Below are 12,453 nucleotides of genomic sequence, written 5' to 3' on the forward strand. Positions count from 1 at the left end.
CACAGTATGGCTTGATTTCTTCGAGGCTTTGTAAATCCTTTGTGGCTTGAAATAGTTGCTCTACTTGCTCCTGAACTAGCTTTGACATTTCACGACCCCGTTGTATCTCCAAGCTGTTACAACTATAGCTAACTTGTTACCTACAGTCAAGTTGTTATATAACTTGTTTAAGGGATGTCGATTGTTAAAGTTTTTCTTAACAAGTAGACAAAACCAAAGGAAAAGCAGGCTACTAACCCGCAGATTGAAAATAATTTGGATGTCTGTATGTTGATCGCAATTGACAAACTGTCTTTTTCGCAGCGTCTCTTCACTTCGAGCAATCAGCACTATAAAAAATCTGCTGCTGACCATCTGGGTGAAACCTCACACACCTTGTCATAGTTAGTGGAATGGACTAAGGAAGTGACTCGCTTTATATTCTTAGTACAGCTAAAGCAGGAAGAAGTGAGTGGACTAAAAACGGGGCTAAATAGGTTGCAAAGTACGTTGGTGTATGGATTTTAAAACCAAGTTTGCTGAAATTGCAAACGGATCATAAAGTTTAAACCCACAGCGCTAAAATTTTGATGACGAAAGCCTTCAAACACCGTGGTACGCAATATATGAGGAATCAGAATCGTATGAAACAACGTTGCAGGAATCTTACGAGTACAAGGTTGACAAATTTAGTTTGTACACCTGGTGACACTATTGCAAGAGCAAAAGGAAATTACTATTTTGCGGAAATCGCAAAAGACTAAAACACCTAAAAAATTTCAATTACAAGTAGATATGACTGTTAAAGCTAGTCTGGCAGCCACCAGACCAGCAATAAAAATTTAGTTAATGAGGTTAATTCAATGGTAAATCAAACAAACCTTCGACAGCCCAATAATACTCTCGTCGGCTCACTGATGAAAATAGTTTTTTCAGTGGGGATAATGCTAGGTTCAGGTTTTCTGTATGGTTTCGTTCAAAGTAGTTTTAATTCTAAGCCAATTGAACAATCTACCCAAGCTGAACTTCGTCGATTTGGTCGTGCAGAATACGAACAGTTGAGAACAGGGATGTCATTAACAGATGTACGGTCAATCTTGTATCGGGGTATAGAAGTTAGCCGTTCTGCAACAATAGCAACTTTTGTCTGGGAAAATCCTGATGGTTCTAAAATCACTGCTACTTTTGAAAATGACAAGCTCAAAAGTAAAGAGCAGTCTGGATTGAAGTAAGAAACTGAAGGTAGGCGATCGCGCACAAGCAGGCGGTTATGCCATCGCACCGTTGATTGCCTCTTCCTTTAAAGTTGCTACGAAAGGCTTTGCCTGTGATGAGAGTTGGCTTGTTAGTTGCTGACGATGTTGGGTTTGGCAAAATCTATAAAAAAGGCGATCTAGTGCCATTGCCTTTTGTGATATTTGATCCAGCTTGCGGCACTGGTGCATTTATGTAAGAAGCGATCGCCATGACATATCAGGAATACATGAGGTAGGCAATCGCGCTTTGTGCTGACTTTCCCCCAGAACTAGGAAGGGCGATCGCTTTGGTCTGGAGTTTACTTGATGGGATGGTAAAGTCCGTCATTCTGATAGCGCCACGCTGTACTACTTGGATCTCGATTGCGGCTCCAGCTTTCAAACTCAGATTGACTTTTACTTTTTTGCTCACGCGCCAGGGTTGCCGTATCGACTCCCAATCTTTTAGCTAAATTCTCTGCTAGGAATGGGTGAAGTTCTATCGATTGGGGAACTTGGCTGTTGTAAGAGTAACCTTGTCTTCTGGCTGGACTTTTGTAACGCTGCCCTTCCAATTGGGCTAGCTTGGTTGCGATCGCTTCTAGCTTTTGCTCCAAACTGCTCAACCGTATTGAGTGCTGCCCTAATTCATTATCTATACGGCTTTCTATACCGTTAGCCAACTGCTCTAATTCTGCTTCTAATTCGTGTAGACGAGTTTCTGTATCAGTTTCCATACCATCCACAGCACCCAGGACATGATTTAGCCCCTGAATTACCAAATCGGTGGCAGTGGTGTTGCGCTCTTTGGCTGTGGCTCTGAGCGCCTCGGCTAAAGGCTTGGGCAGTTTGAAGTTGATTGATTCTCGTTCAACTTTCGCCATGTCTACACCCGTTTCTACATCAGCGTGTAGATTTTACCGTGATTGAGGCAACTTTCCCCCAGAACTGGGAGGGGCGATCGCAAGTCTATTGCAACTGATGACATTAAACCCGTGGTAAATGCAAAGCACTACTATCACCGGGGCGAATGTGGATATAACCTGCGGTTGTCGAAATATCAGCGTGGCCCATCGTTTGCTGGATTAACGGAACTGGAGTACGCATCTCAGCATTGTGCGTAGCGTGACTATGCCTAAGCCAGTGACAACTAACTTTCTCTATCAGTCCGGCCCGAACGGCAGCATCCTTAATTATTGGATCAACATTTTGACGATGAAGCGGCTTATTTTTCCCGTTGCGGCTCTTGAAGACATAGGCATCCTTGGGCCCGTCCTTCCTGTAATCTATCAACTCCTGCCACAGATATTCCGGCAATAAAATGTGACGGGACTTGTCGCCTTTACCCACAACAGTAATCTGCCCCGTTAGATCGCGTGGTGTAAAGTCCTTCCACCTTAGTCCGACTAACTCCGACACCCGCAAGCCTGCTACATATAATAATTTCAATATCAACAAATCCCTAATTTGTTGAGCTTTATAACGATACTTAGCTCGTTCCGTGAGCCGAATCATCAAAGCGATATCAGTGAGAGTCAGCACCTTTTCATGTAAGCGTTGGTCAAGTTTTTTTAACTTGATAGCAGCACCGGGGTTTACCTTGATATAACCCGTCTTGTAAGCAAAGGAAAGCAGACTTTTGACCGCCGCCATATAGGTTTTGATAGTAGGCGCTGCCAATCCCCGGTTATGCAAATATTCAGAAAACTCCACCATATCTTCAACAGTCGTGTGCGCGATCGCCTTCCCCACCCCTGCCAAAAATCCGGTGAACTGCGCCGCATACCGCAAATAACACTTTTGGGTACTTTGTGGTTTATCGTGCAGCCACAGTTGAACTAAGCGCTGTTGGGCATCAACCGGCGCTAAATGAGCTAATTGCTTACCTCTGGATTTGACTACGACTACTGGTGTCATAATTATCGCGGATCTGAAACAGACAAAAGGCTAATTTTGTCTCCTTCATACACATACACCTGTTCGGGAACAACCAGAATCCTTTCTACTAATTTCTTTACCAAATCCCCGATATCAATTCCCCAAAACTGCTTTTTCTACAACCACAACCCATATTTAAGTATTTTTATTGCTGACCTTGGGTGTCCTAAGCATCCCTCCCAAACGAAAGCCAAAATCCACTTCGGACTGCGATCGCCGAGCAGACCGAAGTGGAAGTACAAGGAAACTTCCCAGATTCCCAAAATTGGGAATGCCAGGAAATTGCAAGTATGGGCCGAACTGTCCCCCCTGTTCAGCAGGGATTCAATGGTTGCGCTTAACTGTTTCCAGATATACACATCTCGGATCAATGCCCATAGCACAGTTTACTCGTGAGTTGTACCATCAGGCATGATAGCGCCAGCGAGATTTGCTCCAGTCAGATTCGTACCAGTCAGGTTTGCGTCTTTCAAGTTTGCTTTTGTAAGATTTGCATTGCTCAAGTTAGCCCCACGCAGATCAGATGAAATGAAGCTTGCTCCACTCAAATTTAGATTACAGAGGTTGGCCCCAGATAGGTTTGCCTCATTTAAGTTTGCTCCATTGAAATTGCCTCTAAGTGTTACCCCAACTAAATTTACCCCTGTCAGATTAGCATCGTTTAACTTTGTGTACTGACTAAATTTCGCGTTTTTTAAATTTGCTTTACTCAAGTCTGCCGCAGTTAGGTCAGCACTCTCTAGATTGACCTGAATTAGATTTGAACCTTTCAAATCTGCCGAACTTAAGTTTGCGTTACTTAGGTTTACCTGACTCATATTGGTTTTACTCAAATTTGCAGCAGCTAATTTTGCGCTATAAAGGTTTGCCTTACTGAAATTTGCTTCACTTAGATTTGCCACACTTAAATCTGCACTGCTGAGGTTTGCTTCGCTTAAGTCAATTTGAACCAGATTTGACTGAATAAGTGTCGCATCTTTTAAAATTGCCTTGGACAAGTTTGCTCGATTCAAATTAGATTCGCTTAGATTTGCACCTTCCAGGTTTGCTGAGTTGAGGTTTGCTCCTTGTAAATCTGCCTCAGTCAGGTTTACTTGATAGAGGTTAGCACCAACTAAATTAGCATTTTGCAGTGATGCACCAGGAGTAATCAAATAAGCTCCAGCTTTAACCGGATCAAACTCTGTAGGAAAGATAGTTGATAGGTCGTAATAGCTATGCTGGAGATTGGTTCCCTCAAGATTAGCTCCTTCCAGATTTGCCTCTATAAGCTTTACTTGAGTCAGGTTAGCATTACTGAAATCCGCCTTCATCAGCTTACCCCGCCACATGTATGCGCCTCTCAAATTTACTTCACTTAGGTTAGCTCCGCTTAGGTTGACCTCATACATATAAGCTCCACTGAGGTTAGCTTGACTGAGGTTAGCCTCACACAAGTTTGCCCCCTTTAACTCGGCTTTGGTGAAGTTAGCTTTTTTTAGAGTTGCTTTCTCTAGCGTTGCCAATTGCAGTGTTGTTTTATGAAGGTATGCATTATCTAAGTTAGCTCCAGTCAAGTTGGCACCAGATAAGTTTGCCTCACTTAAATCTGCTCCTGTTAAATTTGCACCCATCAAGTTAGCACTAGATAAGTTTGCTTCACTTAAATCTGCTCCACTGAGATTAGCTTCACTTATATATACATTGTAACAAGAAGCTTTACTAAGGTTGGCGTTTTTTAGAGTTGCTTTCTCTAGCTTTGCCGATTGCAGTGTTGTTTTATGAAGGTATGCATTATCTAAGTTAGCTCCAGTCAAGTTGGCACCAGATAAGTTTGCCTCACTTAAATCTGCTCCTGTTAAATTTGCACCATTCAAGTTTTCATTACTTAGGTTAGTGCAACTGAGATTTGAACAAGACAGGTTTGCATTGCTCAGATTGATTTTATCCAGTCTTTTTCCACTAAGATTTATCCCAGCTAAATTAATCCCAGTAAAATCCCGTTCTTCTGCTTTATACCGCCTCCAAAATTCTTCAGCATCAACAGGTATTTCGTAGCTAGGTTCCTCTGCTGCATAAATTCTGTTGACTAACCACATTAGTCTTTCAGTCTTGAATTCTGGAGCGCTGAAAGCTCTGTTAAATTGCGGCTGCTCCTCAGCTCCATTAATTGGCTCATCTGACTCAGTTTCAGCAATATCTATATTTTCAGAAATAGCAATTACATCTACACACGCTAGTTGTTCTCCGGGCTTTTCAACACGTTCAAAAAACTGCTTTACAATCTCCGTATCATCAATAATCGTCTCTTTAATAGATGGATCAATAGTGTGGTTATTATTCAAGCCATTACTCGAATTAGACGAAAGATTGAGGTGCTGTTGCAAGTCGGCGACTTGTGCAGTTAAGTGCGCGAGTGCCTCTTGCATACTTTGGATCTGCTGTAGTTCAGTCCGATTATTAAATTCTTGTTTTATTTCATCAAAATAGCGTTTTAGCCATGCAATATTTTGCTTGCGGAGATTTTGCTCCTCTTCTATTTGTTCAATTCTGGAAGCTAAAGAGACTAAATCTAGTTCGGAGTCAGAGATATTCACAGGTTTATAGCCAAATAAGGTGTGCCTGATGATAGTGAGTTAGCAAAAACTGTATTTGTCCAACCCTATATATAAATTTCCCAAGATCAAGCCTGGAGTAACAGCCACTACCTATGACAGAGCTTTTACTACCCACCACCTAAATCATCAGTAACCCGCGATCAAAGAATAATCTCTATAACTATTCCAAAGATATACACTTATGGAATTACTTTAATACTGCTAAGGCTTCCCTGATTTTCTCTTTAATAGCTCCACCCCGATTTGTGGGTAGTGGCAGTGCCTCATCAAGTAACTTAACAGCCTTTTTTAATTTGCTCCGTATCTGCTTCAATTCCTTCCCTAAATCTGCAATCTGCTGCTTAGTGTTAGGAAGTTCTTGAATTTCTACTAGCTGACCCTCTTTGACCTGACGTACCAGTTCATCAATCTTGGCGCTGGCACTCGGATGCTTTTGGAGCCATTCTACTGTTTCATCGAGCAGGGTAAAGTTGTGCCGGGCTTTTGGTTTCTTCCCCTGCATAAGTGACTCTGGGCCCAACTTTAAATTCTCTTTGGAATTTGGGTGTAAAGTCCTTTTCTTTTTGCCAATAGTTCCGCGCTTTACTTGGCTCATATTCCATGAGTGTGTATATTTAGATAAGTCCATTTTAGCGTAGCTTTAAATGTCTGATCATCCAGTAGTGTATATAATTGGATAGCCAACATGGACTAAAAATATCTAGTCATTTACCTACCTCAAAATTCCAGCCGAATTTCAGTTTTTTAATCCGCAGGATTTTTATATAGAGTTGGCTGAAACGGGCTTCTAGATTTGTTTTGAGCAGTCTAGAGTGCCAAAAAAATAGCGTTTTTTATCTAGGGTTTGTCTTGAGTGAGCAGAGGAGTTATATTGCCACTGTAACGATGTCGTAGCCTGAGTCTTGAGGCAGTCCGACCAATAAAAAGCACCCGACAAAACAATCAAGTGGGTGCTGCTAATGGTTATCTAGAATTTGTCTAAAGCTTATCTAGAGGTGCGCCGATTTAATAATTTTTGCACTTACTACGGTTCCGCCTATTCCAAGTGTGCTTCCAATGCCAGAACATACTGTAGCTAAGTAAACTGCTACTGGCGGAGCGACTGGAGCAATAAAAACATCAGATGCATAACAGATTGCTGTCAAGCCTGCTACGCTACCTGCGACACTACCCGCATTCTTAGCGAATTCTTGTAAAAAATCCTTAACAAAGGAGTTGACTACCGAACCAGTATCAGCAAAGTCTGAAGAACTAGTAGCAGCGAAGGCTGGGCTAATAAAACAATTCAAAGCAATTACACAGGTCAGAAATACTGCAAACAGAGAGCGAATGATTTTCACTGGGAACATAAACATTTTTTTACTAATTGAAATGGCATTATTAGTTTGATGCTTAATTCCAGTGTTCCCACCTCCAGAAAGCACTTTGCAATCGTGGAGCATTCTTCATGCTTCCCAAACATAGCCCATGCGATCGCCTGTCCCTTCCACGCGCCCCCAACCAGCATCAGCAAGGGATTGGAAGAATAAACGCATATCATCAACTGTGAATTTCACTTCACAATTACGTGTAGAAGCAGATGGCATTTACAAGAAAATTGACGGCACACTAAAGCTAAAAAGCTAATTTTACAAAAAGCTAAAAAGATAAATTGGTAAATTTAATATTTGACAAAATGATTAAATGACTTTATGTTAAATAGCTAATTTAATAAATTTGTATATGCTGACAATAACCGTAAGCTCCTTGAGTGGCGGTCAGGGCAAGACTACAACATCCCTGTTCTTGGGGCGGTTGCTATCGCGCCAGGGTTTACCTACCTTGATGCTAGATTCTGACCCCCAACATAATCTCACTACCTATCTAGGTTTCGAGTTGGAACCCAACCAACCAACCCTATTGGAATTTCTCAAAAAAACAGTTGCACCAGAAGATTGCATCTACCCGACTCAAGACAACGATAATTTATTTTTAATCCCCGCCGATGACCAACTCGATACCGTGCAAGATTATTTATCGAACAGTGGAGTTGGTGCAACATTACTCAAGCGGCGATTGGAAGCCGTCAGCAAAATATTCAAAGTCTGCATTATTGATGCTCCACCCCAGCGATCGCAAATTTGTTTGACAGTGATCGGCGCAGCAGATTTTTTGATTATCCCCGCCGAAGCATCAGTTAAAGGTTACGGTTCACTCGTGCGGACGCTCGACTTATTGAACGGCTTGCAAGATGTCGGTGCAACGGATGCCCAAGTATTAGGTGTTTTGCCCTTCCGTGATCGCTGGTTTGGTAAAACCCAAGCGCAAGAAAGTCGGGCGGCTGTAGATGGAATGCGCGACGAAGTGGGTGAGGGGTTGGTTTTACCTTCAATCCGCGAATCAGAACGCTATAAACAAGCCATTAACAAACGTACAACCCTCTCGCAGTTGGGATATAACGACTTGGAATATCCCTTTGAAATTTTAGTTGAAAAAATTCGTACTTCACTTGGGGGTAAATAAAAATGTCAGATAACGTACTTAATCAACTCCGCAACAAACGCAATCGCCCGACAGTTGAACCACGCCAGGATGCACTCGTTTCTAAAGTACAATCCCAAACAGAAAAACAAAACTCACCACAAGAACCCAGCACAGTTACCGAACCAGCTAACCCAACTGCTGCACCAGCAGACACAATCGCCGAACTCCAAGCCGAACTTGAAAAATATCCCGAAACCAGACGGCATTCAGCGATCGTTTTAGAGAAAGACCTCGACCAAGAATTAACACGATTTTGTAAAGAAAGGGGAATTACAGTTGAGGTATTTTTAGAAGCAGCCTGGGCTATTGCTAGTGCCGATAACACGCTTGTTGAAAAAATCACTACAGAAGCCAAGCACCGTTACGACCAACGTAAGCGAGTAGGGCAAATTAAACGGTTAATAACTATGTTGAGGAACTCTTCAAAGTGATAAATATGGCATCACCGTGCCAAGGAAAATTGTACATTAAAGTTTTAATCTTTGTACAGCAATAGTTTTAGCTTTCCCATTTCGGCACAGTGACCCCTACGTTATTATTATGCATTTACACTTACTTATTAGTTCTAGTAAGCTGTGCTACAAAGGGTAAAGGTAATTTATTAACTCACACTCAACATGACACAAACATCAGTTGAAGAAATTCACTATTCTCCTCAAAATATTCGTTGGTTCTATGGGAATAATAAATCCCCTAATTCAGACAAGCTTCGCCAAATAACTGAATTGTTGCCAAGTTGGCATGGAAAAAATGTTGAAATGCGTTCTATCACTAAAATCATTTACAACGAGGAAATAGAAAGAGAACCAGATTCAGTGGCACCGTGGCAACCCATTCAGGAAGATCCCATTGAGATATTTCAAATCCAGAACCTTCAGATTCTTGATAACGATCTGACTTTTAATGGTTTTAGTCGAATAGACAGTATTGAAATTAAAGCTTTAGATTTTGATCCAAATAAAAATCAACTTGTGGTTTATCTACCCGACACTAAAATAACTGAGAATTTCCATACGCCACCTAAAACACGTCTTAGTGAAAATTCAATAAGGTATGTTTTCACACTTAAATAATTTTGGTTATAAGTTTACAAATGCGATGCGGGGGTAAATGAGCAATCGTACAGAAAGTTACGCTAAGGGTGTAACCCTTACTGGATAAGCATTCTACAATTCGATATTTTTCCCAATTATCAATGTACCAATAATCAAGGCGCTCGAAATTTTTGAGTGTAGCGCGTTCACATAAGGACAATATTTTTGTCTATATGCTATATTGAAAGCTTTTAAAACTATGGAGAATAGAGGCTTGTCAGATAGCTTGTTTAGCGCACTACGTAAATATCCCAAAAGCCAAGAGCTTGATCCGATTGAGAATTTTCTGACTGAAGGTTTTGCTTGGTTGCTGAGAAATAAAGAGATGCTGGCTCGTGAATTTGTAGATTATCTCAGTTTAAAATTACCAGAACCTCTTCCTTTAACTCATAAACTACCAGAGTGGAAAACACAATACACCTTCCCTGGTGGACAAATAGATATGTTGGCAGATTGGGGACAGTTTGCCTTGATATTTGAACACAAGGTATGGTCAAATCTTAGTCCAGAGCAACTAGATAGATATCGTAACTATGCAAAAACAAACTTAAAGTGGTCACAAGGATATAAATTAATTCTTATTACTGGATTAACTCGACAACATGAACAAAATCCTGACTTAGCTCTGACTTGGAGTGATATATATAAATTTTTGAAGCATTGGTTAGAAACAAAATCAGATGACAGTCTGGTTCGTGATTTTATAGATATGCTTGCTGAGGAGAATTTAGGGCCGGTAGCACCAGTTTCTTATGAAAGTATAGTTTCTTATTTCCCTGCTAAATCACTACAGTCTAACCTGAAGAACATAACCTTACGTGCTGCTGAAGTAGATTGGCGTTGGGTATTAGAAAGAATTGGATTTAACAAAGATGCACCTATTCACTCTATGCCAGCGAAATATCAACATCAGTTTGGGCGATTAGGGCTAGAAATTTTAGATGTTTCCTTTCCGAGTATATTCGTTGGTACTCTTCTAGATGGCTCCGATTTTAAAGTGCAACCTTCAAATTTACATCTCGGGCCAGATTTTTGTTTAATTTTAGGTTTTGATATAAGGAAATGGAAGTCATTTGAAAGCGAATTTTTTCATTCTGATGAATATACTAAATTGCGCTCAAGATTAAAAGAGAGTTCAAGGGCATGGGATTTTCACGATCACAGATTTGACGTAGCGAGATCAAATCCTTGGCATCCTCTTCATTTAAGAAAACCTTTAGCAGAGGTCTTACGAGGTACTATAACGTTTGAAGAGCAAGTTGACAGATTTATTCTGCATGGACGTGAAGTTATTAAATTGCTGCTTGCTGGTGGTGAGTTAGAAGCTTTAACAAACCGCCTTCATCCTATTGCCAAAAATAGTATTTCTCCTGTTGAATGAGTTGTTTTGAGGTAAGGCATATCTTATAGAGTGCTTTAGCTGTGGGAAACAGCGATCGCACTTCACGATTAATGGTTATCTACCAGAGAAGCAGGAGATGGAGACGGTGACAGCGCTGCAACAGGCAGAGTTACTGTTCAAAGATTGGGCTGCATGAGCTTTGATAGCGATCACGCTTTCTGGTACTGGTTCAGCTTAAAGAGTAGATTAATTTTATCGGTTTAGTTGGGCATTTTAACTAACGCAAGATAATTACGGAAGAAAGATGGCAGCAGTGGATAGGGCCATCATGCAAAAATAGGGAACCATCGGTGGATTTATTGATTATTATTTTGATGTTTAGCAAGATACTGCCGTCCTGCTTCGCTAATTTCCCAAATTCCACGCCGGGAATCACTCTTTACAAATCCTTTTTGCATCAATCGGTAACGAACCCATTTTGTTCTCTTCTGCCAACGAGGTTCTATAACAGTATAAGATGCTTTTTTATTTTTATAGTTTTGATAATCTACTTGATTTAAAATTCCTTTCATCAACTTTTCTACTAGTGCTAGTACATTCTTTGTTTTGGCTGAACCACCTAACTTATCAAGAGCTTTTAAGATTGGCAGTTTGTAAGCTTCTTCAGGTGTGCAAATTCCACGAGGTATGCGTCCGAAATGACAACGTGTACTAAACAAGCTATTGTCGTCCTCATCAACCTCTTCAAGCCCATCGATATCTTCAACCTCTTCAAGCCCATCGATATCTTCAACCTCTTCAAGCCCATCGATATCTTCAACCTCTTCAAGCCCATCGATATCTTCAACCTCTTCAAGCCCATCGATATCTTCAACCTCTTCAAGCCCATCGATATCTTCAACCTCTTCAAGCCCATCGATATCTTCAACCTCTTCAAGCCCATCGATATCTTCAACCTCTTCAAGCCCATCGATATCATCAATCTCTTCAAGCTCATCGATATCTTTAGTTACTGAGAACAACAAGTTACAAGGCTCGACAGTAATGCGTCCCCACGCGTTACACCAACTTGGGTAAGTATAGTGCATTACTTCAATTATTCTAAAAACTTCTGTTTCCCAGTCCGGGAAGCCAAGTTGGATTATTTCTCCAACGCAAGGAATCCTAGTTACTTGAGAAACCAATCCACCTGAACCCCTCTGCGTGAGTTTCCTAAGAAATTTCTCAATTTGTTGGTTTGGCCCTTTTATCTCTATGTTGATTAAGTCCATATATTTACAATTACGGCTAAAAGGGAATGCCAAAACACGATGCTTTAAAATATAACGTATTACCCAGGTGAAATTTCCTGTTCAAAGAAAACTTATAGTGATTGATGAATGTTCTAGCCTGCTAGTTCACATAGTTAGTGCGAAATTTAACCTGTTTGGAAAAACTGTATGGTTGCAATAATCAACCCATCTATCTATATATATTTACTAATCTTATCTTTGAGATATTGGATGCGTTGGTCTACTTCTAAAGCATTCTTTTCTCGTATTTTGCTGTTGTAAAGCTCTACAGCCATTTTCTTGATAACAGTGTCACTACAGACAGATATATAGGCTTTTAATTCATGTAAGTAAGTCGTGGTGAAATTTTATAAGTATGTAACAAAAAATTAAGCAGAAGAATGAGAGTCAAATTTTACACGTTGTGTACTGTAGCTTCTCTTTTCACCTCTTCTTTGAACTCCATCAATGACA

At 40.7% G+C, this 12,453-nt stretch carries 12 protein-coding genes; 5 read left to right on the plus strand and 7 right to left on the minus strand.

The genetic code is table 11. The features are described 5' to 3' along the window. Positions 1-842: 842 nt before the first annotated feature. On the plus strand, positions 843-1,211 hold the full coding sequence (locus H6G96_RS38535; RefSeq protein WP_242063617.1) for a hypothetical protein: 369 nt from the start codon (positions 843-845) through the stop codon (positions 1,209-1,211). Between the two features lie 36 nt (positions 1,212-1,247). Here the strand turns inward: H6G96_RS38535 and H6G96_RS42740 are convergent, their stop codons facing one another. The 6 genes from H6G96_RS42740 to H6G96_RS38560 form a co-directional block, all read right to left on the minus strand. Continuing rightward, a complete protein-coding gene (locus H6G96_RS42740; RefSeq protein ID WP_277933093.1) occupies positions 1,248-1,382 on the minus strand; it encodes a hypothetical protein in 135 nt (44 codons plus the stop codon). 152 nt (positions 1,383-1,534) lie between these two features. Then, positions 1,535-2,098 carry a hypothetical protein gene (locus H6G96_RS38540; RefSeq protein WP_190919645.1) on the minus strand — a complete coding sequence of 188 codons (564 nt, stop codon included), beginning with the start codon at positions 2,096-2,098 and terminating at the stop codon, positions 1,535-1,537. 103 nt (positions 2,099-2,201) lie between these two features. After that, entirely contained in the window at positions 2,202-3,131 is a 930-nt protein-coding gene (locus H6G96_RS38545; RefSeq protein WP_190919647.1) for a tyrosine-type recombinase/integrase, read from the minus strand. 407 nt (positions 3,132-3,538) lie between these two features. Beyond that, positions 3,539-5,728: a pentapeptide repeat-containing protein gene (locus H6G96_RS38550; RefSeq protein WP_199339871.1), complete on the minus strand. Its 2,190-nt coding sequence runs from the start codon at positions 5,726-5,728 to the stop codon at positions 3,539-3,541. A gap of 208 nt (positions 5,729-5,936) precedes the next feature. After that, complete coding sequence (locus H6G96_RS38555; protein ID WP_190919649.1) at positions 5,937-6,344, minus strand: hypothetical protein; 408 nt, start codon at positions 6,342-6,344, stop codon at positions 5,937-5,939. Positions 6,345-6,738: 394 nt separating this feature from the next. Continuing rightward, entirely contained in the window at positions 6,739-7,191 is a 453-nt protein-coding gene (locus H6G96_RS38560) for a hypothetical protein (RefSeq protein WP_190919651.1), read from the minus strand. Positions 7,192-7,471: 280 nt separating this feature from the next. Here H6G96_RS38560 and H6G96_RS38565 point away from each other — a divergent pair, with 280 nt between their 5' ends. The 4 genes from H6G96_RS38565 (at position 7,472) to H6G96_RS38580 (ending at position 10,747) form a co-directional block, all read left to right on the plus strand. Next, positions 7,472-8,251, plus strand: a complete 780-nt coding sequence (locus tag H6G96_RS38565) for a ParA family protein (RefSeq protein ID WP_190919653.1) — start codon at positions 7,472-7,474, stop codon at positions 8,249-8,251. A 2-nt stretch (positions 8,252-8,253) separates the two neighbouring features. Next, a complete protein-coding gene (locus tag H6G96_RS38570; protein WP_190919655.1) occupies positions 8,254-8,703 on the plus strand; it encodes a hypothetical protein in 450 nt (149 codons plus the stop codon). Positions 8,704-8,889: 186 nt separating this feature from the next. Then, positions 8,890-9,345 carry a hypothetical protein gene (locus H6G96_RS38575; RefSeq protein ID WP_190919657.1) on the plus strand — a complete coding sequence of 152 codons (456 nt, stop codon included), beginning with the start codon at positions 8,890-8,892 and terminating at the stop codon, positions 9,343-9,345. 235 nt (positions 9,346-9,580) lie between these two features. Continuing rightward, a complete protein-coding gene (locus tag H6G96_RS38580; RefSeq protein ID WP_206757696.1) occupies positions 9,581-10,747 on the plus strand; it encodes a PD-(D/E)XK nuclease family protein in 1,167 nt (388 codons plus the stop codon). Positions 10,748-11,064: 317 nt separating this feature from the next. Here the strand turns inward: H6G96_RS38580 and H6G96_RS38585 are convergent, their stop codons facing one another. Then, entirely contained in the window at positions 11,065-11,979 is a 915-nt protein-coding gene (locus tag H6G96_RS38585) for a DUF4573 domain-containing protein (RefSeq protein WP_190919662.1), read from the minus strand. Between the last annotated feature and the right edge of the window lie 474 nt (positions 11,980-12,453).

The sequence above is a fragment of the Nostoc sp. FACHB-892 genome, assembly GCF_014698795.1.
GTDB lineage: Bacteria > Cyanobacteriota > Cyanobacteriia > Cyanobacteriales > Nostocaceae > Nostoc.

What these genes read in the sequence shown, in the direction of transcription:
- H6G96_RS38535 (WP_242063617.1), top strand. Translation starts at nt 843, where the DNA reads ATGGTAAATCAAACAAACCTTCGACAGCCCAATAATACTCTCGTCGGC.
- H6G96_RS42740 (WP_277933093.1), bottom strand. Translation starts at nt 1,382, where the DNA reads ATGGCACTAGATCGCCTTTTTTATAGATTTTGCCAAACCCAACATCGT.
- H6G96_RS38540 (WP_190919645.1), bottom strand. Translation starts at nt 2,098, where the DNA reads ATGGCGAAAGTTGAACGAGAATCAATCAACTTCAAACTGCCCAAGCCT.
- H6G96_RS38545 (WP_190919647.1), bottom strand. Translation starts at nt 3,131, where the DNA reads ATGACACCAGTAGTCGTAGTCAAATCCAGAGGTAAGCAATTAGCTCAT.
- H6G96_RS38555 (WP_190919649.1), bottom strand. Translation starts at nt 6,344, where the DNA reads ATGAGCCAAGTAAAGCGCGGAACTATTGGCAAAAAGAAAAGGACTTTA.
- H6G96_RS38560 (WP_190919651.1), bottom strand. Translation starts at nt 7,191, where the DNA reads ATGCTCCACGATTGCAAAGTGCTTTCTGGAGGTGGGAACACTGGAATT.
- H6G96_RS38565 (WP_190919653.1), top strand. Translation starts at nt 7,472, where the DNA reads ATGCTGACAATAACCGTAAGCTCCTTGAGTGGCGGTCAGGGCAAGACT.
- H6G96_RS38570 (WP_190919655.1), top strand. Translation starts at nt 8,254, where the DNA reads ATGTCAGATAACGTACTTAATCAACTCCGCAACAAACGCAATCGCCCG.
- H6G96_RS38575 (WP_190919657.1), top strand. Translation starts at nt 8,890, where the DNA reads ATGACACAAACATCAGTTGAAGAAATTCACTATTCTCCTCAAAATATT.
- H6G96_RS38585 (WP_190919662.1), bottom strand. Translation starts at nt 11,979, where the DNA reads ATGGACTTAATCAACATAGAGATAAAAGGGCCAAACCAACAAATTGAG.